Origin of the sequence: Pseudomonas sp. 2995-3 (assembly GCF_002742565.1) — a bacterium.
Lineage (GTDB): Bacteria > Pseudomonadota > Gammaproteobacteria > Pseudomonadales > Pseudomonadaceae > Aquipseudomonas > Aquipseudomonas edaphica.
In genome coordinates this window covers 83754-105561 of record NZ_LJSB01000230.1, presented here as the reverse complement: position 1 = coordinate 105561, position 21808 = coordinate 83754, and the positions used below count along the sequence as shown (strand labels likewise).

The window sequence follows — 21808 nt, the reverse complement described above, 5'->3', positions numbered from 1 at the left end:
GCGATAGCATCAACTCGGTGTGCCTGATGTACCGAGGTGTCTGCATCGCAGGCAAGCCAGCTCCCACAGAAAAGCAGCTCTTCAGTGTATGCAAATCCGCTTTCGCTTTTGATCTAACCACTCAGGTCGGCTTTCAGGCCGCCGTGCTCTGCTTTTGATCTTGCTTTTGATCTGAGGCGCCCCGTTAACCACGATGGCCGAACGCAGGCTTGAATCCGTGGGTAACCCGGCAGGACGCCGGGTTAGCCGCGCTGGGCCAAGGATGGCCCATCGCGGCGGCCCACGGATTCAAGCCGGAGTGAGGGCACACCGAGCCTAAGCGAGGTGCCGAGTGGTGGGGCGAAGACCTTTTGGTTACTTTTGGCTGGGCCGGCATTCCGGGCGTTTGCCAAAAGTGACCCGCTGTAAGAGCGGAACCATAAGCCGCCGTTACCGCAGCAACGGATATACACACCGACAAACCGCTATCGCAGGCAAGCCAGCTCCCACAGTTTTAACGAGTACGGGGTTTAGAAATCCCGCTTGTAGAAGATATCCAACGAACTCGCCACGCCACTGGCCACTTCCAGGTACACCTTCTTGCTCAGCAAGTAACGCAAAGCAATGGTATTGGCCGGCTCAAACACCCCCACCCCATAGCGCAAGCTGAGCTTCTCGGTAATCTTGCCACTGGCCACCACTGCGGTCTTGTTCCCGGAGCCCTGGGTGTCAAGGTCGAAATCCTGAATCCCCAGCTTGTTGGCGATATCCGAAGTCACCCCCGCACTGCCCATCAAACCCAGGCCCAGAGCGGCCTCAGCAAGCATATTGTTATCTTCGCCCGTGTTGTTACGCGAACGCCCCAGCACCAGGTACGACAACGCATCTTCCTGAGGCATCGACGGCTCGGAGAAGATCTGCGTCGTCGGCTGCTCGGCGCTGCCACTCAAGCGAATACCGGCAGTCACAGTCCTTGAGTCTTCCACGACCACCCGTGTCGCTTCGATATCCAGGAACGGCTGATCCAAGGGACCGGCAAACAACAGCCGCGCACGCCGCACATTGAGGCGCTGCCCGTAGGCACGGTAACGCCCGTCGTTGAGCCACAACTCACCACGGGTGTCCATGTTGTCGCCAATATGCACATGGCCCTGAACCTTGGCAGTCAAGCCAAAGCCGGCAAAGTTAAGCTGGTCTTCACCCACCTCGACGTCGATGTCCATGGCCATCGCCATCGGCGGCTTGCCTTCCTCGGTCTGGCTGCCGACGATCACCGTGTCATCCGAGACCTTGACCGTCGACGGCGGCAGTTCGCGCACGGTGATATCGCCGCGCGGGATGTGCACCTTGCCGGCAATCGCCAACTTGTCGTCCTTGAGGCTGATCTTAAGGTCCGGCGCCACTTCCAGCTTGGCATAGGGCTCAACCGTGACCGGCAATTTCGAGCCTTGCAGGCTCAGGTCCACCGCCAGGGCCTGGCCCCAGCCGACGCGGCCCTTGAGGCTGCCCTGCCCGTCTTTGCCGCTGCGCCAGCCACCGTTGAGCTGCACACTTTCACCGGCGATCAGCGCCTGCACATTCAAGCCCTCGAGGCTCATCGGCAGCTCAGGCCCGGAAATTTCGCCGTCCACCAGGTTCACATTGCCGTTGACCTGCGGCGCCAACAGACCACCCGAGATACGGCCGTTACCGTTGAGCTTGCCATTGAGGGTTTCCACCATCGGCACAAACGGGCGCGCCACAGCGAGGTCCAGGCCGGCGAGGCTGAACGTGCCGGTAATCGGCTTGTCCTTGGGCAACGGGTTGATCTGCGCCTGCAACAGCAACTCGCCGAGCTTGCCACCGCGAAAATTCAGCTGCGTGTCGATGCGCTTGGGGTTGAGGGTGGTTTCCAGCTTCAAGGTGTCGTAGGGGAAATCCACCCACTGATTTTTGTCCTTCACGCGCAAGGTGCCGCCGCTGGCATCCACCGCGACCACGCCTTTAGGGCCGCTGCTGGGCAGGTCGAGTTGCACATCGGCGTTGAGCTTGCCCTGCCAGGCGAAATCCTTGGGCAAGAAGGCCGCCAGGCTGTCGATCGGGAATTGCTTGAGGTGGTAGCGCAGCTTGGGTTCAGGCATCAGACGCTGGTCTTCACCGCACAAGCTGGAACCGCCAGACACCCAGCAATGCGCGGCAAAGGTCAGCTTGCCGTCGGCCAGGCGTTCGATTTTCGCCGGGGCTTGCAGCTTCCAATCCTGGCCGCCGGCCTGCACATCACCACTGGCCAGGCGCCCACGCCAGTTACCTTTGTCAAGGTTACCATCCAGGGCCAGGGCGAGTTTGACCAGCGGCCCGGCCAGATCGAGTTGCACCTTCTGGCTCTTGATGTCGCCCTGGGCGCTGGCGGTCAGGGTGCCGACCTGGGTTTCACCGGCTTGAATGCCGCTGCCCTTGAGGTCGATCTTCGCACGCTGGGCGTTGTCGAGGGCCGCATCGAGGGTGAGGCTTTGCAGTTTATTATCCGCAAACGCCAGTTGCTGGCCTTTGAGGTCGAGCTTGCCTTGCGGCGCCTTCAGCGTACCGGCTACATCCACGCGGCCGTTGATTTGCCCGCGCAACTGCGGCCACAGTTGGGCCAGGCGCGCCAGTTTAATGTCAATCTGCCCGGCCAAGCGTTGCTGCAGACTGCCACTGCCATTGATGCGGTTGTCGCCCAGGCGGATATCCAGCTTGGCCAGGGTCCACTGCTCGCCCGCGCCTTCGGCCTTGGCCGCCAGCACGGCGGTCTGGCCGCGCAAATGGCCCTTGAGGTCGAGGTCGGCATTCAGTTTAAGCTGCTCGTTTTTGAACTCGCCTTTGCTGCGCAATGGCCCGGCCAAGGTGCCCGGCAATTCTGCGACCCAGTACGCCGGGTTGAGTGCCGACAAGTCCAGCGCAGTGTCCCAGGCGATGCCGTCGGCAAATTGCAGGTTCAGGTGCCCTTCGGCCTTGCCTTGACCGGCAGTCAGTTTGAGTTCGGGCAGGAAGACTTGCTTGAGGTCGCCGCTGAATGGCGTGACCAGATTGAATTTACCCGCTGGGCCGTCAAGGTCAGCGTTGAGATTGCCGAGGTAGTTGCCGTCTTTATAGGAAACTTCACCGTTGAACGTACGCAAGGCGACCTGCGGCTCATCAATCAATGGATAGAGGCGATGCCAGGGGAAATCCAGCCAGTCGATTTTCGCGTCGGCGCTGAACCCTTGCTGCCAGTCCAGATTGGCGCTGAGCTTGAGGCTTTGCTGGTCGCCGGCAGTCAGGTCGAGGCCGGCGATCTGTGCGCCCTTGGCGTCGACCTTGCCTTGCAACAGCAAGGCCACCGGGCCTTTTTCTGCGGGCAGCACGGCCCGGCCAAGCAACTGGTAGCCGCTGCTCAGGTCGCCCTTTGCGGTGAGGTCCAATTGATTGAGCTGCAAGGTGTCGGGCAAATCGGCGCTGGGCTTGAAGCCATCCGCCGTGATGTGCAACTGCGCGGGCAGGTTCTCCACCAAAGGTTGCAGCTCGCCGCTGAGCTTCGCGGGCAGGTAGCCGCTGCTGTCGGCATCAAGCTTGAGGGTCTTGAGCAGGTCGCCGTCAACCTTGAGCGCAATCTGCCACGGCGCGCCGCCCGGAGCATACGGCAGGCTCAGATTGCCGGTGGCGCTCAGCGGCCAGTTGCCGGTGGGTTGCAGCAAGCCGTTGAGGTCCAGCACCAGGTCATCGCGTTGCAGGTGCACCGAATCAATCTGCAGACCGGCGGCCGTCCAGTGCGCCGCCAGTTGCAGGCCCTTAAGTTCTTCACTGCCATTAAACAGCAGGCTGCCGACGCGAACGTCGCCCAACTGGATGGCAACCGGCAACTTCAGATCCGGCAACGTGATCGGGCCACTGCTCGGTTCATTGCTCGGCGGGAATTGCAGGTTGACCTGCTCCACGTCCAATTGGTTGATGCACAGGGTCATGCGCAACAGGCAGCCTGGTGACCAATCAAACTTCGGAGCATTGAGTTCTACCCGACTCGCGTCCTGCTGCCATAGCAGATGGTCGGCGCTCCATTGGCCACCCAGGTGGCCCTGGTAATTTTCCACGCTCAAACCCGGCACCTGGCTCAAGGCCCAACGGCTGCCTGCTTGAGTACCGAGCACTGTCCACAGCGCCAACAGCAGCAGCATGAGGACCGCCACAAGGGCCAGCCCTGCTATTTTCAAACCACGCATCACAGCTCAGGCCCCATGGAAAAGTGCAAACGAATGCCGCCCGGATCTTCGAGGGCATGGGCCAGGTCAAGGCGAATCGGCCCCACTGGCGACACCCAGCGCACACCGACACCCACGCCGGTTTTCAGGCTGGGCATTTCCAGGGTGTTGAAGGAGTTGCCTTGGTCGATAAAGGTCGCGATGCGCCATTTTTCGGCGATGGAATATTGGTACTCGGCGCTCAAGGCCACCATGTAACGCCCGCCGATGCGGTCACCGCGATCGTTTTCGGGTGACAGCGTCTGGTACTCGTAGCCGCGCACGCTCTGGTCACCACCGGCAAAGAAGCGCAGCGACGGCGGCACCGACTTGTAGCCGTTGGTGGCACTGCCGCCGAACTGCGCACGGCCGAGGAAACGGTGGTTATCCCATAAAGTGGTCAAGCCCTTGATGGTGGCGGTGCCGTACAGCAAGTTGGTGTCGGAGCCGAGGCCTTCCTTGGCGACCTTGGCGTCGAACATCAGGCGATAGCCATTGTGCGGGTCGATGCGGTTATCGCTGCGCAGGTAGGAATAGTTGATGCCCGGCATCACCAGGTTGCTCAAGCCCGAGTCATTGCCCAGGCGATACTCTTCACGCTGGTATTTGAGCGAGATCACCCGCGTCCAGCCGCTGGGCAGCTTGCTGTGCCATTCGGGGCCGAGGGTGAGCAATTTACTCAGGGTGTCGGTGTTGGCGATTTCTTCGTTCTGGTAACCGCCGGCGAAGCGCAACTTGTCGGTCAACGGCGGGTCGAGCGGGGTGTCATACCACAGGCCGACGTTCTGGCGTGGCGCCGACAGTTCGGCCTCCCAGCCATAGCTGTGGCCTTGCGGGTTGACCCAATGGCGGGTCCAGTTGGCTTTGCCGCGCGGGCCGACGTCGGTCGAGTAACCCAGGCCCAGGCCCATGGTGCGTGGCTTGCGGGTATCGAGCTGGACCGCCACCGGGATCACATCGTTGGTCGAGGCGGTTGGGCTGGCGTCCACGCGTACGCCTTCGAAGAAGCCGCTTGATTGCAGGTTCTGGTTGAGTTCGGCGATCAGTTCGGAGTCGTAAGGGGCGCCGCTTTTGAACGGCACCATGCGTTGCAGCAGGTCTTCATCGAACGGCGTATCGCCGGTAAACCCGACTTTGCCCAAGGTGTAGCGCGGGCCGCTGTCGTAGATGAGTTCGATATCGGCGACACCGGCTTGCGGGTCCACCAGCAGCTTCTGGCTGCTGAAACGCCCATTGAAAAAACCGTAGCGCGAAGCCTGATTCTGAATCAGCCGCTTGGCGTCTTCGTAGTTGCCGTGGTTGAGCACGGCGCCCGATTTGAGGTCGTCGCTGGCAGGCACGCGAAAGGCTTTGAGGCTCGCGGCCGGGCCGTCGACCCGAATGGTCACGTTGCGCAGATGCACCGGCTCGCCGGGGTCGATGGTGAGGGTCAGGCGCGGGTTCTTGCCGCCCTTCACGTCACTGGAAATCTGCGGCTGATAGAAGCCCAGAGCCTGGGCCGCCTTGCGGGCCTGATCCTCGGCGCCACGGCTGAACCGCAGCAAGGCTTCTTCATCACGATCGCCAACCCCGCCGATATAGCCTTCGATGTTGGCTTTCAACGCGTCGTTTGATGGCTTGATGCGCACGTCCAATTCGCTTTGCGCAAATACGCCGCAGCTTGTGAACAGCAGAACCAAGCCGCTGGTAAATCTTCCTGGAAGCTTCATAGGCGCGGATGCTACACAGCTGGGGAGACTCTTTGAACCCGGAATTGTCTGAATAATTCTGTCTCAAGCCGTTGCAGCATGTAACGCCTGGGGATTGGGATGAAAAAACACATGCTCCAGGACAGGTCCTACCGCCACTTCACCGATTTCCTCATAGCCCTGGCGCTTGTAAAAATCCAGATAACGCGAGTTGCCGGTATCGAGCACCACACCCGATGAATGCGGGTCCTCGGCGCACCAGTTGTGCACCGCCTGCAACAGTTGCTCGCCGTAGTGTTTGCCCTGAAATTGCGGGTGAATACCCAGCAGCGGCAACACATGCACCGACTCGTTCGGCAGGCACGCCAACACTGCGTAATGGTAATCCAGATAACGCCGAGTGCCGCGCACGCCGGTGCTCAGCCACATGCGCAACTGCCAGGCCCAGCTCTCGGTGATGCCCAGGCGCCGTTGCGGTGGCGCAATCAAAGCGATGCCGATCAGCCGGTCGTTGACGAACAGGCCGATGGCAGGAAGCTTCTGGAAAAAATGCTGCTTGACCAGCTCACGCACGGTGGCGCGCACCCGCTGTTCGTACCCCGACCGCTCAGCCTCGAAGATGTAAGCGAAGGTCGGTTCATGCCGATAGGCCTGATACAACAAGGAACGGGCCTCGCGGGAATAGTCGCTGTTGAGCAGGCGAATTTCAGCAATGGCAATGGAAGTGTCAGGCATACAGTCAATCTCCCTGGGCGCCACTCAAAAGATGGCGTTCTTATGGGTACGAACCTGTGCAGCACCAGTCGTTCCCAGACATTAGCAGTGCATGCGCCCTACCGCCACGCTGGCCCCCGTCCGACTTGTCGGCTAGCATCGGCCTTTTGCCAGACTGGACTGCCGACCATGAAAATCGTCTCCTTCAATATCAACGGGCTGCGCGCCCGCCCCCATCAGCTGGCGGCGCTGATTGAAAAGCATCAACCCGACGTGATCGGCCTGCAGGAAACCAAGGTGCACGATGACCAGTTCCCGCTGGCCGAAGTGCAGGCCCTTGGCTATCACGTGTACTACCACGGGCAAAAAGGCCATTACGGCGTGGCCCTGCTGTCGCGCAAGCCGGCGTTGAGCCTGCACAAAGGGTTTGCCAGCGACGAAGAAGACGCCCAGCGTCGCTTTATCTGGGGCACTTTCGCCGACGAGCATGGCCAGTCGATCACCGTGATGAACGGCTACTTCCCCCAGGGCGAAAGCCGCGACCACCCGACCAAGTTCCCGGCCAAACAACGCTTCTACGAAGATTTGCAGCAACTGCTGGAAAGCCAGTTCAGCAATGACCAGCCGCTGGTAGTGATGGGCGACATCAATATTTCGCCGGAAGATATCGACATTGGCATCGGCGCCGACAATGCCAAGCGCTGGCTCAAAACCGGCAAGTGCAGCTTCCTGCCGGAAGAGCGCGAGTGGATGGCCCGCCTTAAAAACTGGGGCCTGGTCGACAGCTTCCGCCACTTGAACCCGGACGTGGCCGACCGCTTCAGCTGGTTCGACTACCGCAGCCGTGGGTTTGAAGATGAGCCCAAGCGTGGGCTGCGCATTGACGTGATCCTGGCGTCCAACGGCCTGGTGTCGCGGGTCAAGGATGCTGGGGTGGATTACGACTTGCGTGGGCTGGAAAAACCGTCGGACCATGCGCCGATCTGGCTTGAGTTGAGCTGATTTCAAGGTTTGCGTACTTCAATGTGGGAGCTGGCTTGCCTGCGATTGCAGTGGGCCAGTCATCAAATGGTTGGCTGACACACCGTTATCGCAGGCAAGCCAGCTCCCACATTTTGACTTGCTGTGCGTCAGTCATATTTTTGAAACCCCACTGACTTAATCTGGCGGCACTCCCTTTGGCTTAAGAAGGTGCCGGCATGATGCTGCGCGTTCTGTTCCTGTTGATACTGCCGCTCTACGCTGCCGCCGCTGCCCTACCCGTTCCCGACCAAGGCCCCGCCCTGCGTATCCAGGGTTCCAATACCATTGGTGCGGCGCTGGGACCTGCGTTGGTCAAGGGCATGCTGGAGCACCAGGGCTTGCAGGCGGTGCACAGCGAGCCCGGCGATGGCGCCAATGAACAACGGGTGATCGGCAAGACGCGTCAGGGCAAAACCGTCACGGTGGAGGTCGCAGCCCACGGTTCAAGTACCGGGTTCAGCGCACTGAAAAAATCCAACGCTGACCTTGCGGCTGCTTCGCGCCCGATCAAGGACAGCGAACTGGTGGACCTTGAACCCCTGGGCGACCTGAAAAGCCCAGAGGCCGAGCACGTGATTGCCATCGACGGCCTGGCCATTATCCTCAACCCGCAAAACCCGTTGAATACCTTGAACACCGAGCAGCTGGCGCAGATTTTCAATGGTGAAGTCAGCCACTGGGAGGATGTGGGCGGCGTCGACGGCGCCATTCATCTGTATGCCCGGGATGATCAGTCCGGCACCTATGACACCTTTAAAGAGCTGGTGCTGAACCGGCGCGGCAAACCGCTGGCCGTGGCCGCCAAGCGCTTCGAATCCAGCGAGGCGTTGTCCGATGCGGTGAGCCATGACCCGCAAGGCATTGGTTTTATCGGCCTGCCGTATGTGCGCCAGGCCAAGGCGCTGGCGATTGTCGACGGTGACTCACAGCCGATGTTACCGGTGACCAGCCTGATCGCCACCGAGGATTACCCGCTGTCACGCCGCTTGTATTTTTACCTGCCGCCGTCGAACCGCAACCCGTGGGCCAAAGCCCTGGTGGACTTTACCCAAAGTGGCAAAGGCCAGGCGATTGTGGCCGCCAATGGCTTTATCGCCCAGCAGGTGCAGGCGATTGCGGTGGAACCTCGGGCGTCGATGCCCGAGGACTATCAAAGCATCGTCCGTGACGCCCAGCGCTTGAGTGTGAATTTTCGTTTCGAAGAAGGCAGCGCCAGCCTGGACAACAAGGCGCGCCAGGACTTGCAGCGGGTGGTGGCGTATATAAAAAGCCACGGCAAGCTCGACAAGCAGGTGACGCTGGTGGGTTTTGGCGATGCCAAGAATGACCCGCAGCGGGCGGCGCTGTTGTCAAAGTTGCGGGCAATGGCGGTACGGCGGGAATTGGTCAAGAGCGGCGTGGTGCTGCGGGATATTCGCGGTTTTGGCGCGCAGATGCCGGTGGCGGCGAACACGGCGGATGAGGGGCGGATCAAGAATCGGCGGGTGGAGGTTTGGGTGTACTGACCCCTCGGGTTTTGTCTTGTAAACACTGGCCTCATCGCGGCATAGGTATCTACACAACCGGTTAACACGAAGCCTGTTGTAAGTGGGCTGTTGTGGCGAGCAGGCTTGCCCTGCGTTGGGCTGCGAAGCAGCCCCAAACCCAGTCGCTGAGTTCTTTCAGGAAAATTGCAGTGCCTTTACTGGGCCGCTTCGCAGCCAACGCAGGGCAAGCCTGCTCGCCACAGGAGAAATTGGCTGCCTTCAAAAGTTGTGTAGATACCTATGCTCATCGCGGACAAGCCCGGCTCCCACCTTTGGAATGCATTCCAGTGTGGGAGCTGGCTTGCCTGCGATGCAGGCGCCTCGGTGTTACTGCCCGCTGCGCATCAGCTCTTTAGGCACATACTTGCCAATCTCAAACTTGCCAATCGCCGCACGGTGCACTTCATCCGGGCCGTCGGCCAGGCGCAGGGTGCGTTGCATGGCGTACATGTAGGCCAGCGGGAAGTCGTTGGAAACACCGGCGCCACCATGGATCTGAATCGCCCGGTCAATCACCTTCAAGGCCACGTTCGGCGCCACGACCTTGATCTGCGCGATTTCGCTTTTCGCCACTTTGTTACCGACGGTGTCCATCATGTACGCCGCTTTCAGGGTCAGCAGGCGCGCCATGTCGATTTCCATCCGCGAGTCGGCGATCTTGTCGATATTACCGCCCAGGCGCGCCAATGGCTTGCCGAACGCGGTGCGGCTGACGGAGCGTTTGCACATCAGTTCCAGCGCACGCTCGGCCATGCCGACGGAGCGCATGCAGTGGTGTATGCGGCCTGGGCCAAGGCGGCCCTGGGCGATTTCGAAGCCACGGCCTTCACCCAGCAGTACGTTTTCATACGGCACACGCACGTTGTCGAACAGTACTTCAGCGTGGCCGTGGGGTGCGTCGTCGTAGCCGAACACCGGCAGTGGTCGTACGATTTTTACCCCTGGCGTGTCTACCGGCACCAGGATCATCGAGTGCTGCTGGTGGCGCGGCGCGTCCGGGTTGCTCAGGCCCATGAAGATCAGGATCTTGCAGCGTGGGTCGCAGGCGCCGGAGGTCCACCACTTCTTGCCATTAATCACCCACTCATCGCCTTGACGCTCGGCGCGGGCGGCCATGTTGGTGGCGTCGGATGAGGCCACGTCCGGTTCGGTCATGGCGAACGCCGAGCGAATCTCGCCGCGCAGCAGCGGTTCGAGCCAGCGTTGCTTCTGTTCTTCATTGGCGTAACGCACCAGCACTTCCATGTTGCCAGTGTCGGGGGCGGAACAGTTGAACGGCTCCGGGCCTAACAGCGAGCGGCCCATGATTTCGGCCAATGGCGCATATTCGAGGTTGGTCAGGCCGGCGCCCAGCTCGGATTCGGGCAGGAACAGGTTCCATAGGCCTTCGGCTTTGGCACGGGCTTTGAGCTCTTCCATGATCGCGGTGGGCTGCCAGCGGTCACCTTCGCTGACCTGGCGTTCGAACACCGGCTCGGCCGGGTAAACGTAAGCGTCCATGAACGCAGTGACGCGTTCACGCAGTTCCTGAACCTTGGGCGAATAGGCGAAATCCATGAGCAGCTCCCTTCTCTGAGAGGTTGTTTAGGTCATGCAATCGATGCTAGAACAGCGCTGATAATTTACCTAGCCTATTCTCGGCGTGTATTAACATTCATCACCGATATATGATCGGCGTATGAGCACCTGATAAATCGCCACCTGAAAATAAGAGCGCAACGACATGAATCTGAGCAAGGTCGACCTCAACCTGTTTATCGTCTTCGACGCGATCTACACCGAAGCCAACCTGACCCGCGCCGGGCAGATCGTTGGTATCACCCAGCCAGCTGTTTCCAACGCCTTGGCACGCTTGCGCGAAACCTTCAACGACCCGCTGTTCGTGCGCACCGCCCAGGGCATGGTGCCCACGCCCATGGCGCAGAACATCATCGGCCCGGTGCGCAATGCGTTGTCGTTGCTGCGGGTGTCGGTGCAGGAAAGCCGAATTTTCAACCCGCAACAGGCGGCCAAGACTTATCGCATCAGCATGACCGACCTCACCGAGGCGGTGATTCTGCCGCTGCTGTTCCAGCGCCTGCGCCGCCTGGCGCCGACCGTGGTGATCGAGAGTTTCTTGTCCAAACGCCGCGAAACCACCAAGGAACTGGCCGCCGGGCGCCTGGACTTTGCCGTGGACGCACCGCTCAACACCGACCCGCAAGTGCGCCACGTCAAACTGATGGAAGATCGCTATGTATGCGCCATGCGCAAGGGCCATCCGATGGCGGGCAAGGACAAGTTCACGCTGGATGACTACCTGTCGCTGACTCACATTCATATCTCCAGCCGCCGCAACGGCCTGGGCCACGTTGACCTGGCGCTGGGCAAGATGGGCATCCAGCGCAAGATCGCCCTGCGTTCCCAGCATTACCTGATGGCTTCGCAAGTGTTGCAGCAGACCGACATGGTGATGACCGTGCCCGAACGCTTTGCCCGCCGCCATGAGCTGCATTGGTTCAACCTGCCGGTCAACGATGTGCCGCCGGTGGAAACCCACCTGTACTGGCACGAAAGCACCGACCAGGACCCGGCCAACCGCTGGATGCGTGAGCAGATGATCGAGTTGTGCCAGCAAGTCACCGCGCACGAAAAGAAACTGGATGGCAAGCAAGCCTAAGCTCTGGTGAGCAGGCTTGCCACAGCAAGCTCCCTCGCCACAGGGTGTGAGTCAATCCAGGCTATTTGCTTGACGTAAACGTCAACCTGCCTTTAGCTTAGCGCCAAGACCTTCTTGAGCGCCACCATGAGCACGACCTACAGCATCTCTGACCTCGCCCGCGAGCTCGACATCACCACCCGCGCCATTCGCTTCTACGAAGAACAAGGCCTGCTGGCCCCGGAGCGCCGGGGCCAGGAGCGCATCTACTCGGCGCGCGACAAGGTCAGCCTCAAGTTGATCCTGCGCGGCAAGCGCATCGGTTTTTCCCTGGCCGAATGCCGTGAGCTGATCGAACTCTACGACCCCACCAGCGGCAACCACATCCAGCTCAACAGCATGCTCGCGAAAATCGCCGAGCGCCGTGAGCAGCTCGAGCAACAGATGCTTGATATCGAACAGATGAAGCTGGAACTGGACACCGCCGAAGAGCGCTGCACCCAGGCGCTGGCGCAGACCATGAACCCGGTTGGTCCATAAACACAAGGTAGCTGCCCATGTCTCTCCCCTCTTATGTGCGCCTGGTGGAAGTCGGCCCGCGCGACGGTTTGCAGAACGAAGCCCAGCCGATCAGCGTGGCCGACAAGGTTCAACTGGTGGACGCACTCAGCTCAGCCGGCTTGAGTTATATCGAAGTCGGCAGTTTTGTCTCGCCCAAATGGGTGCCGCAGATGGCTGGCTCCGCCGAGGTGTTTGCGCAGATCCAGCGCACGCCAGGCGTCACCTACGGCGCGCTGGCGCCAAACCTGCGCGGCTTTGAAGATGCGCTGGCGGCTGGCGTAAAGGAAGTCGCGGTATTTGCGGCGGCGTCCGAGGCGTTTTCGCAGCGCAATATCAACTGCTCCATCAGCGACAGCCTGGAGCGCTTTGCGCCGATCATGGCGGCCGCCAAGCAACACGGCATTAGCGTGCGCGGCTATGTGTCGTGTGTGTTGGGTTGCCCTTACGAAGGCCAGATTGCGCCGGAACAAGTCGCCGCAGTAGCACGTGAGTTGTATGCCATGGGCTGTTATGAAGTGTCGCTGGGCGACACCATCGGCACCGGTACCGCAGGCGCCACACGACGGTTGTTCGAAGTGGTCGGCGCGCAGGTGCCACGGGACAAGCTGGCCGGGCATTTCCATGACACCTATGGCCAGGCAATCGCGAATATCTACGCCAGCCTGCTCGAAGGCATCACGGTGTTCGACAGCTCTATTGCGGGCCTGGGCGGCTGCCCTTACGCCAAGGGCGCCAGCGGTAACGTTGCCACCGAAGATGTGGTGTACCTGCTCAATGGTCTGGGTATCGACACCGGTATCGATCTGGAGGCATTGATTCGTGCAGGCCTGCAGATCAGTAACGTGCTGGGTCGGCCGACGGGTTCGCGAGTCGCCAAGGCACGTAACGCCGGTTGAGTAGCTTAGCCGTGACAATGTGTTACCGCACGCATACTCATCGAGTAACACGGGAACATATTTTGTCGAATTTGCCGTAGGCAAAACCCTACACAAAAATTAAACCATTGATTTTAAATGACTTTTAAAAGTTGGCACGGCTCCTGCTATCTCTATGGCATAACAAGAATAAAAAGCGCCAAACCTAATAAAAATAAGACGAAACGACTCTGACATAACAAAAACAACACGGCAGAGACGCAGCTAACAGATTTTTTTGAAGAAGATGTGCTTCGCAGGGTACGGCGTGCCGACACCCGCAACCGGTTAGAGAAAAATAAAACTACCTCAGGTAGCTGCCACTGGTTGGATCGTTAACGAAGAAGCAGATCAGCGTTCAAAAAAATACGTTTGCTCTTGATCCCGGATGGGGGTCGCAAAAAAACAGCGGTAAAGGGTAACGGTTGCCAAAAACAACAACAGACCGCCCCTCAATAATAAAAAAGAGCACGCAACGACAAATTAAAGGGGACCTTCGGGTCCCCTTTGTGCTTTCTGTGGAAGCTGGCTTGCCAGCTCCCACATGAGCCTGTGCTGTCAGTTGGATTGGGTTCGCAGCTCCTCGATCGAAATTTCGCGCATGCGAAACTTCTGGATCTTGCCCGTCACCGTCATCGGAAACTCATCCACGAACTTGAAGTGCTTGGGCGTCTTGAAGTGCGCAATGCGGCCCTTGCACCAGGTTTGCAGCTCCAGTTCGTTGGCCACATGGCCGGGATGGAATTTGACCCAGGCAACGATCTCTTCGCCGTAACGCTCATCCGGAATGCCAATGATCTGCACATCGGCCACCGCCGGGTGAGTGAAGAAAAACTCCTCCAGCTCGCGCGGGTACACGTTCTCACCGCCACGAATGATCATGTCCTTGTTGCGCCCGGCGATGCACACGTAGCCGTGTTCATCCATGCTCGCCAGGTCACCGGTATGCATCCAGCCTGCGTCATCAATCGCGTCGCGGGTGCCTTCGGGGTTGTTCCAGTAGCCGAGCATCACGCTGTAGCCACGGGTGCAGAGTTCACCGATCTGGCCACGGGGCACGGTGTTACCGGCCTCGTCGATAATTTTGTTTTCGAGCTGGGGCTGGGTGCGGCCAACGGTGGTGACGCGCCGCTCCAGGTCGTCATCGGCGCCGGTCTGCAATGACACCGGGCTGGTTTCGGTCATGCCATAGGCAATCTGCACTTCGCCCATGTGCAACTCGCTGATGACCCGACGCATCACTTCGATGGGGCACGTGGCGCCGGCCATGATGCCGGTGCGCAAGGTGGCCAGGTCGAATTCGCTGCGACGTGGGTGATCCAGCAGCGCAATAAACATGGTCGGCACGCCGTACAGGCCGGTGGCGCGTTCTTGCGCGACGGCGGTGAGCGTCAGCAGCGGGTCGAAACCGTCATTGGGGTAAATCATGGTGGTGCCGTGGGTGATACAGCCGAGGTTGCCCATGACCATGCCAAAGCAGTGGTACAGCGGCACCGGGATCACCAGGCGGTCCTGCGCGGTGAGGCCCAGGCTTTCGCCGACCATGTAACCGTTATTGAGGATGTTGTGGTGACTGAGGGTGGCGCCCTTGGGGAAGCCCGTAGTGCCGGAGGTGTACTGGATGTTGACGGCTTGATCGAAGTGCAGGCTGGCTTGGCGACTATAAAGCTGCTCGGGCGGGATGCCAGCACCGAGGGCCGCCAACTGCGACCAGGGCATAAATTCCGCTGGCGGGCTGGGGTCCAGGCTGATGAGGCCGCGCACGTCGGGGTGCAGTTCCTGCAACATCGCGTGGTAATCGGAGCTCTTGAATGAGCCGGCACACACCAGCCATGCGCAGCCGGACTGTTTGAGTACGTAGTCCAATTCGCTGCTGCGGTAGGCCGGGTTGATATTCACCAGGATCACCCCGAGCTTGGCGCTGGCTATTTGAGTGATGCACCACTCGGCACAATTCGGCGCCCAGATGCCCAGGCGATCGCCGGTTTGCATGCCCAAAGCCATGAAGGCGCGGGCATGCAAATCCACCGTCTCGGCCAACTCCCGCCAGGTGTAACGGCGTTGCTGATGGCGCACCACCAAGGCTTCGCCATCGGGGTAGTGCGCAACGGTGCGATCGAAAGCCTGACCGATGGTCATGGCCAGCAAGGTCTTGTCCTGGGAGCCACGGCTGTAGCTCGGGTGCGGTTGATCCATAACGACCCCTGTTGTCTTTTTTGTAGGTTGACGTAAACGTAAACTACGATTGACAGCGCCGTAACGCAAGCTTACGTTAACGTAAAGGTGAGCGCCCTCCCTCGCGCCCCACCCACACAACAACAAAGCTCACATTAAGGTGCCTGTCCATGAGTTACCCGTCCCTGAACTTCGCCCTCGGTGAAACCATCGACATGCTGCGCGACCAGGTGCAGTCGTTCGTGGCGAAGGAGATCGCGCCCCGCGCGGCGCAGATCGACATCGACAACCTGTTCCCTGCCGACCTGTGGCGCAAGTTCGGGGACATGGGCCTCTTGGGCATCACCGTGCCGGAAGAGTACGGCGGCGCCGGCCTGGGTTACCTGGCGCACGTGGTGAGCATGGAAGAAATCAGCCGTGGTTCGGCGTCAGTGGCGCTATCCTACGGCGCGCACTCCAACCTGTGCGTCAACCAGATCAACCGCAACGGTAATCACGAACAAAAACTCAAGTACCTGCCCAAGTTGATCAGCGGCGAGCACATCGGCGCCCTGGCCATGAGCGAACCGAATGCTGGCTCCGACGTGGTCTCGATGAAGCTGCGCGCCGACAAACGTGGTGACCACTACGTGCTCAACGGCAGCAAGACCTGGATCACCAATGGCCCCGACGCCAACACCTACGTGATCTACGCCAAGACCGACCTGGAAAAAGGCCCTCACGGCATCACCGCGTTTATCGTCGAGCGCGACTACAAAGGCTTCAGCCGCAGCAACAAGTTCGACAAGCTGGGCATGCGCGGCTCCAACACCTGCGAACTGTTTTTCGATGACGTCGAGGTGCCCGAAGAAAACATCCTTGGTGTGCTCAATGGCGGCGTCAAAGTGCTGATGAGCGGCCTGGACTACGAGCGCGTGGTGCTCTCGGGCGGCCCGACCGGGATCATGCAAGCGTGCATGGACCTGATCGTGCCCTACATCCATGACCGCAAGCAGTTCGGCCAGAGCATCGGCGAATTCCAGCTGATCCAGGGCAAGGTCGCCGACATGTACACCCAGCTCAACGCCAGCCGCGCCTATCTCTACGCGGTGGCCCAGGCCTGCGAACGTGGCGAAACCACGCGCAAGGACGCCGCCGGGGTGATCCTCTACAGTGCCGAGCGCGCCACGCAAATGGCCCTGGACGCGATCCAGATTCTCGGCGGCAATGGCTACATCAATGAATTCCCCGCCGGGCGCCTGTTGCGTGATGCCAAGCTGTACGAAATCGGTGCTGGCACCAGTGAGATTCGGCGGATGCTGATCGGTCGCGAACTCTTCAACGAAACCCGCTGAAGGAGCGCCCCCATGGCCACCTTGCATACCCAGCTAAACCCGCGTTCAGCGGAGTTCGCCGCCAACAGCACGGCGATGCGCCAACAGGTCGACGCCCTGCACAGCCTGCTCGCCCATGTGCAGCAAGGCGGCGGCGCCAAGGCCCAGGAACGGCACACCTCGCGCGGCAAACTGCTGCCCCGTGAGCGTATCAACCGCTTGCTCGACCCTGGCTCACCGTTCCTGGAACTCAGCCAACTGGCGGCTCACCAGGTGTACGGCGAGGACGTGCCCGCCGCTGGCGTGATCGCCGGAATCGGCCGTGTGGAAGGCGTCGAATGCATGATTGTCGCCAACGACGCCACGGTCAAAGGCGGCTCGTACTACCCGCTCACGGTAAAAAAACACCTGCGGGCCCAGACCATCGCCGAGCAGAACCGCCTGCCGTGCATTTACCTGGTGGACTCCGGTGGCGCCAACCTGCCGCGTCAGGATGAGGTATTTCCTGATCGCGAACACTTCGGGCGGATCTTCTTCAACCAGGCCAACATGAGCGCCCAGGGCATTCCGCAAATCGCCGTGGTGATGGGTTCGTGCACCGCTGGTGGCGCCTATGTGCCGGCCATGGCCGACGAAGCGATCATGGTGCGCCAGCAAGCCACGATCTTCCTCGCCGGGCCGCCGCTGGTAAAAGCCGCGACCGGCGAAGTGGTCAGCGCCGAAGACCTGGGCGGTGCCGATGTGCACTGCAAGATCTCCGGCGTAGCCGACCACTATGCCGACAGCGATGAACATGCGCTCGCCCTGGCCCGACGCAGTGTGGCCAACCTCAACTGGCGCAAGCAGGGTCAGTTAGTGCAACGCCCGCCGATGGCGCCGTTGTACAGCAGCGAAGAACTTTATGGCGTGATCCCGGCCGATGCCAAGCAGCCATTTGATGTGCGCGAAGTGATCGCGCGGCTGGTGGATGGCTCGGTATTCGATGAGTTCAAGGCGCTGTTTGGCACCACGCTGGTGTGTGGTTTTGCGCACCTGCACGGCTACCCGATTGCGATCCTGGCCAACAACGGGATTCTGTTCGCAGAAGCCGCGCAAAAAGGCGCGCACTTTATCGAACTGGCCTGCCAGCGCGGGATTCCGTTGCTGTTCTTGCAGAACATCACCGGGTTTATGGTCGGCCAGAAATACGAAGCCGGCGGCATCGCCAAGCACGGCGCCAAGCTGGTCACGGCGGTGGCCTGCGCCAAGGTGCCCAAGTTCACGGTGATCATCGGCGGCAGCTTTGGTGCCGGTAACTACGGCATGTGCGGCCGCGCCTATGACCCGCGCTTTTTGTGGATGTGGCCGAATGCACGCATCGGCGTGATGGGTGCCGAACAGGCCGCCGGCGTGCTGGTGCAGGTCAAGCGTGAACAGGCCGAGCGCGCGGGCAATGCGTTCAGTGCCGAAGAAGAAGCCGCGATCAAGCAGCCGATTCTCGACCAGTACGAAACCCAGGGCCATCCCTACTACTCCAGCGCACGTTTGTGGGATGACGGTGTGATTGACCCGCAGCAGACCCGTGACGTGCTGGCGCTGGCGTTGTCCGCCGCGCTGAATGCCCCCATCGAGCCGAGCCGCTTCGGCGTGTTCCGCATGTAAATGGAGCTGTACCCCATGAGCGATTTCAACACCCTCGAACTGGTCACCGACAGCCGTGGTTTTGCCACGCTGTGGCTCAGTCGTGAAGCCAAGAACAACGCGTTCAATGCGCAGATGATCCGCGAGTTGATCATCGCCCTCGACCAGGTGCAGGCCGATGCGTCCCTGCGTTTTTTAGTGTTGCGCGCACGTGGCAAGCACTTCAGCGCCGGCGCAGACCTGGCCTGGATGCAGCAATCGGCCGAGCTGGATTACCACACCAACCTGGACGACGCGCGCGAGCTGGCCGAGTTGATGTACAACCTGGCCAAGCTGAAAATCCCGACCCTGGCAGTGGTGCAAGGCGCAGCCTACGGGGGCGCGCTGGGCTTGATCAGTTGCTGCGACATGGCGATTGGCGCCGATGACGCGCAGTTCTGCCTGTCGGAAGTGCGCATCGGCCTGGCACCGGCGGTGATCAGCCCGTTCGTGGTACAGGCCATCGGCGAGCGGGCCGCGCGGCGCTATGCGCTGACGGCCGAGCGTTTTGGCGGCCAGCGTGCACGCGACATTGGCCTGCTGGCGGAAAGTTACCCGGCCACCGAGCTGGATGCGCAAGTGGAACTGTGGATCGCCAACCTGTTGCAAAACAGCCCGGCTGCCATGCGCGCCAGCAAGGATTTGCTGCGCGAAGTCGGCAACGGCGCCCTCACCCCGGCGCTGCGTCGGTATTGCGAAAATGCTATCGCGCGGATTCGCGTCAGCGCCGAGGGCCAGGAAGGCTTGCGCGCGTTCCTGCAAAAACGCCCGCCCAGCTGGCAAGCGCAGGAGCCACGTTCATGAGCACACTGACCACTGTGCTGGTGGCCAACCGTGGCGAAATCGCCTGCCGGGTAATGCGCACCGCCAAGGCGATGGGGTTGACCACCGTGGCGGTCCACAGCGCCACCGACCGCGATGCGCGCCATAGCCGCGAGGCCGACATTCGGGTTGACCTGGGTGGCAGCAAGGCCACCGACAGTTACCTGCAAATCGACAAACTGATCGCCGCCGCCCAAGCCAGTGGCGCCCAGGCGATCCATCCGGGTTACGGCTTTCTGTCGGAGAACGCCGGCTTTGCTCGTGCGATTGAAGCCGCCGGTCTTGTTTTCCTGGGTCCGCCCGCCTCGGCCATCGATGCCATGGGCAGCAAATCGGCGGCCAAGGCGTTGATGGAAACTGCCGGGGTGCCGTTGGTGCCGGGTTATCACGGCGCGGACCAGGACCTGGAAACTTTCCGCGATGCCTGCGAACGTATCGGTTACCCGGTACTGCTCAAGGCCACGGCAGGTGGTGGCGGCAAGGGCATGAAGGTGGTCGAGGACGTCAGCCAGTTGGCCGAAGCCCTGGCCTCGGCCCAGCGTGAGGCGCTGTCGTCCTTCGGCAATGGGCAAATGCTGGTGGAGAAGTACCTGCTCAAGCCACGCCACGTGGAGATTCAGGTGTTTGCCGACCAACACGGCCATTGCCTGTACCTCAATGAGCGCGACTGTTCTATTCAACGTCGCCATCAAAAGGTGGTGGAAGAAGCACCCGCACCGGGCTTGAGTGCCGAGCAGCGTAGAGCCATGGGTGAGGCGGCCGTGCGTGCGGCCCAGGCGATCGGCTATGTGGGCGCCGGCACCGTGGAGTTTTTGCTGGACGCGCGTGGCGAGTTCTTCTTCATGGAGATGAACACGCGGCTGCAAGTGGAGCATCCGGTGACCGAGGCGATTACCGGCCTTGATTTGGTAGCCTGGCAGATTCGTGTGGCTCAGGGTGAACCGCTGCCGATCACTCAGGATCAGGTGCCGTTGGTGGGCCATGCGATTGAAGTGCGCTTGTATGCCGAAGACCCGGCCAATGATTTCCTGCCAGCCACCGGGCACCTGGCACTGTACCGCGAATCTACGCCAGGCCCGGGGCGCCGTGTGGACAGCGGCGTAGCACAAGGCGACAACGTTTCGCCCTTCTACGACCCGATGCTAGGCAAATTGATTGCCTGGGGTGAAGACCGCGAACAGGCGCGCCTGCGGTTGTTGAGCATGCTCGATGAGTTTGCGGTCGGCGGAGTCAAGACCAACCTCGGCTTTTTGCGGCGCATCATCGGCCATCCGGCGTTTGCGGCGGCTGAACTCGATACCGGGTTTATTCCGCGCTATCAGGATGAACTGCTGCCAGCACCTGGTGCTTTGAGCGATGAGTTCTGGCAGGCGGCAGGGGCGGCGTTTATGCAGAGCCAGCCCGCCGGTGAAGGCCCGTGGGCGGATAACCGAGGCTTTCGTGCCGGGTTGCCGAGCGACGTGTCGTTGCACTTGAGTTGCGCCGGGCAGGACCGGCTGGTGAAGCTGGTAGCGGGCACTGCGCAATTGCGCGGCGAGCAACTACTGATCGAACACCATGGCGTGCGCCGCGCTTATCTGGCGGTACGCAGCGAAGGCATCCTGTATCTGCGCTGGGACGGCCAGATGCAGGCCGTCAGCTTGTATGACCCGATTGCTGCAGTCGAGGCCAACCAGACTCATCAAGGCGGCCTCACAGCGCCGATGAACGGCAGCATCGTGCGGGTGCTGGTAGAAGTCGGTCAACACGTGGAGGCTGGCACTCAGCTGGTGGTGCTCGAGGCCATGAAGATGGAGCACAGTATCCGCGCGCCTCACGCCGGGGCGGTCAAGGCAGTGTTTTGCCAGGAAGGCGAAATGGTCGCCGAAGGAAGCGCCCTGGTGGAACTTGAGACCACGGACTAGAACTTCGCCGTGGCTTGCACCACGACCCCGAGGATTCGGCACGCATCGGTGAAAAGCTGCTTGGGATAAGTCGGATTGAGCGGCACCAGGTAAAGCTGGCCGCTCTCTTCCATCAATTGGCGAAAGGTCGCCTGGGTGCTGTCGGCCCATTGCGCAACCACCAGCTTGCCGGGTTCGGGCTCGATGGCCGGGTCCACCAGAATCATCATGCCCGCACCGATGCTCAGGCCGCTGGGCGCGGTCATGGCATCGCCCGTTACGGGCAGCCAGAAGGCTTCGCCCTGGGCATGGTAATCGCTCAGTTCAAAACGGGCCGCGCCGTAGGTCGGGCGCTCTTCGCGGATTTCGCAGACGCCTTTCCAGTCGCTGACCGGGTAGCGGAAATACGGGTTGTAGTGTTTTTCCAGCGCGGGTGTTGGGTCGGCCTTTTCGCGAATCTCCAGCGCGACTTCCAGATAGCCGAGCCCCAACTCGTCCAGCACCCGGTTCATGTCCGCAAGACTGGGTACGCGGCGCTTATTGAGCCAATGACCGACGCCGCCCTGGGACATGCCCAAGCGTTCGGCCAGTTCATCCTGCGTGACCTTGCGGTCTTTCATGTTGGCTTTGACCAACGCTATCCAGTTGTCCATGGAGCCTGACCATACGTTGCGCAATTGC

General features: G+C 60.8%; 15 protein-coding genes. 9 read left to right on the top strand and 6 right to left on the bottom strand.

The genetic code is table 11. The features are described from left to right. Window positions 1–509: 509 nt before the first annotated feature. From AOA62_RS24605 to AOA62_RS24595, 3 genes are all read right to left on the bottom strand, one after another. Entirely contained in the window at window positions 510–4193 is a 3684-nt protein-coding gene (locus AOA62_RS24605) for a translocation/assembly module TamB domain-containing protein (protein ID WP_099550049.1), read from the bottom strand. Continuing rightward, window positions 4193–5920, bottom strand: a complete 1728-nt coding sequence (locus AOA62_RS24600; RefSeq protein WP_099550048.1) for an autotransporter assembly complex family protein — start codon at window positions 5918–5920, stop codon at window positions 4193–4195. The genes AOA62_RS24605 and AOA62_RS24600 overlap by 1 nt, the downstream gene beginning before the upstream one ends. 63 nt (window positions 5921–5983) lie before the next feature. Beyond that, the gene (locus tag AOA62_RS24595; RefSeq protein WP_099550047.1) at window positions 5984–6634 is read right to left on the bottom strand and encodes an N-acetyltransferase; all 651 of its coding nucleotides are present in this window, start codon (window positions 6632–6634) and stop codon (window positions 5984–5986) included. 168 nt (window positions 6635–6802) lie between these two features. Here AOA62_RS24595 and xthA point away from each other — a divergent pair, with 168 nt between their 5' ends. Continuing rightward, the gene (gene xthA / locus AOA62_RS24590) at window positions 6803–7615 is read left to right on the top strand and encodes an exodeoxyribonuclease III (protein ID WP_017134623.1); all 813 of its coding nucleotides are present in this window, start codon (window positions 6803–6805) and stop codon (window positions 7613–7615) included. 197 nt (window positions 7616–7812) lie between these two features. After that, window positions 7813–9141: a substrate-binding domain-containing protein gene (locus AOA62_RS24585; protein ID WP_099550046.1), complete on the top strand. Its 1329-nt coding sequence runs from the start codon at window positions 7813–7815 to the stop codon at window positions 9139–9141. Between the two features lie 348 nt (window positions 9142–9489). On the opposite strand, the gene AOA62_RS24580 is transcribed toward AOA62_RS24585, so the two are convergent. Further along, window positions 9490–10719 carry an acyl-CoA dehydrogenase gene (locus AOA62_RS24580; RefSeq protein ID WP_058420935.1) on the bottom strand — a complete coding sequence of 410 codons (1230 nt, stop codon included), beginning with the start codon at window positions 10717–10719 and terminating at the stop codon, window positions 9490–9492. Window positions 10720–10885: 166 nt separating this feature from the next. Here AOA62_RS24580 and AOA62_RS24575 point away from each other — a divergent pair, with 166 nt between their 5' ends. The 3 genes from AOA62_RS24575 to AOA62_RS24565 all read left to right on the top strand — a co-directional run bounded on the left by AOA62_RS24575 (window position 10886) and on the right by AOA62_RS24565 (window position 13257). Next, entirely contained in the window at window positions 10886–11821 is a 936-nt protein-coding gene (locus tag AOA62_RS24575; RefSeq protein ID WP_017136514.1) for a LysR family transcriptional regulator, read from the top strand. A gap of 126 nt (window positions 11822–11947) precedes the next feature. After that, window positions 11948–12340 (top strand): MerR family DNA-binding transcriptional regulator, encoded by a 393-nt coding sequence (locus AOA62_RS24570; protein ID WP_017136513.1) that lies wholly within the window; start codon window positions 11948–11950, stop codon window positions 12338–12340. A gap of 17 nt (window positions 12341–12357) precedes the next feature. Then, complete coding sequence (locus AOA62_RS24565) at window positions 12358–13257, top strand: hydroxymethylglutaryl-CoA lyase (RefSeq protein WP_099550045.1); 900 nt, start codon at window positions 12358–12360, stop codon at window positions 13255–13257. Between the two features lie 576 nt (window positions 13258–13833). Here the strand turns inward: AOA62_RS24565 and AOA62_RS24560 are convergent. Beyond that, window positions 13834–15471 (bottom strand): AMP-binding protein, encoded by a 1638-nt coding sequence (locus AOA62_RS24560; RefSeq protein WP_099550044.1) that lies wholly within the window; start codon window positions 15469–15471, stop codon window positions 13834–13836. Between the two features lie 149 nt (window positions 15472–15620). Between AOA62_RS24560 and AOA62_RS24555 the strand changes: the two genes are divergently transcribed. The 4 genes from AOA62_RS24555 to AOA62_RS24540 are packed head-to-tail and all read left to right on the top strand — an operon-like array spanning window position 15621 to window position 21148. Beyond that, a complete protein-coding gene (locus AOA62_RS24555) occupies window positions 15621–16784 on the top strand; it encodes an isovaleryl-CoA dehydrogenase (RefSeq protein ID WP_017136510.1) in 1164 nt (387 codons plus the stop codon). A gap of 12 nt (window positions 16785–16796) precedes the next feature. After that, the gene (locus AOA62_RS24550; RefSeq protein WP_099550043.1) at window positions 16797–18404 is read left to right on the top strand and encodes a carboxyl transferase domain-containing protein; all 1608 of its coding nucleotides are present in this window, start codon (window positions 16797–16799) and stop codon (window positions 18402–18404) included. Between the two features lie 15 nt (window positions 18405–18419). After that, entirely contained in the window at window positions 18420–19226 is an 807-nt protein-coding gene (locus tag AOA62_RS24545; RefSeq protein WP_017136508.1) for a gamma-carboxygeranoyl-CoA hydratase, read from the top strand. Next, entirely contained in the window at window positions 19223–21148 is a 1926-nt protein-coding gene (locus AOA62_RS24540; RefSeq protein WP_099550042.1) for an acetyl/propionyl/methylcrotonyl-CoA carboxylase subunit alpha, read from the top strand. The genes AOA62_RS24545 and AOA62_RS24540 overlap by 4 nt, the downstream gene beginning before the upstream one ends. Here the strand turns inward: AOA62_RS24540 and AOA62_RS24535 are convergent. Then, window positions 21145–21780, bottom strand: coding sequence for a LexA family transcriptional regulator (locus AOA62_RS24535; RefSeq protein WP_017136506.1), 636 nt, complete (start codon window positions 21778–21780; stop codon window positions 21145–21147). The two genes, AOA62_RS24540 and AOA62_RS24535, sit on opposite strands and share 4 nt — an antisense overlap. Window positions 21781–21808: the final 28 nt, after the last annotated feature.

Bases quoted from the DNA above. Each gene is read 5' to 3' on its own strand.
- AOA62_RS24605 (WP_099550049.1), bottom strand. From the start codon at position 4,193: ATGCGTGGTTTGAAAATAGCAGGGCTGGCCCTTGTGGCGGTCCTCATG.
- AOA62_RS24600 (WP_099550048.1), bottom strand. From the start codon at position 5,920: ATGAAGCTTCCAGGAAGATTTACCAGCGGCTTGGTTCTGCTGTTCACA.
- AOA62_RS24595 (WP_099550047.1), bottom strand. From the start codon at position 6,634: ATGCCTGACACTTCCATTGCCATTGCTGAAATTCGCCTGCTCAACAGC.
- xthA (WP_017134623.1), top strand. From the start codon at position 6,803: ATGAAAATCGTCTCCTTCAATATCAACGGGCTGCGCGCCCGCCCCCAT.
- AOA62_RS24585 (WP_099550046.1), top strand. From the start codon at position 7,813: ATGATGCTGCGCGTTCTGTTCCTGTTGATACTGCCGCTCTACGCTGCC.
- AOA62_RS24580 (WP_058420935.1), bottom strand. From the start codon at position 10,719: ATGGATTTCGCCTATTCGCCCAAGGTTCAGGAACTGCGTGAACGCGTC.
- AOA62_RS24575 (WP_017136514.1), top strand. From the start codon at position 10,886: ATGAATCTGAGCAAGGTCGACCTCAACCTGTTTATCGTCTTCGACGCG.
- AOA62_RS24570 (WP_017136513.1), top strand. From the start codon at position 11,948: ATGAGCACGACCTACAGCATCTCTGACCTCGCCCGCGAGCTCGACATC.
- AOA62_RS24565 (WP_099550045.1), top strand. From the start codon at position 12,358: ATGTCTCTCCCCTCTTATGTGCGCCTGGTGGAAGTCGGCCCGCGCGAC.
- AOA62_RS24560 (WP_099550044.1), bottom strand. From the start codon at position 15,471: ATGGATCAACCGCACCCGAGCTACAGCCGTGGCTCCCAGGACAAGACC.
- AOA62_RS24555 (WP_017136510.1), top strand. From the start codon at position 15,621: ATGAGTTACCCGTCCCTGAACTTCGCCCTCGGTGAAACCATCGACATG.
- AOA62_RS24550 (WP_099550043.1), top strand. From the start codon at position 16,797: ATGGCCACCTTGCATACCCAGCTAAACCCGCGTTCAGCGGAGTTCGCC.
- AOA62_RS24545 (WP_017136508.1), top strand. From the start codon at position 18,420: ATGAGCGATTTCAACACCCTCGAACTGGTCACCGACAGCCGTGGTTTT.
- AOA62_RS24540 (WP_099550042.1), top strand. From the start codon at position 19,223: ATGAGCACACTGACCACTGTGCTGGTGGCCAACCGTGGCGAAATCGCC.
- AOA62_RS24535 (WP_017136506.1), bottom strand. From the start codon at position 21,780: ATGGACAACTGGATAGCGTTGGTCAAAGCCAACATGAAAGACCGCAAG.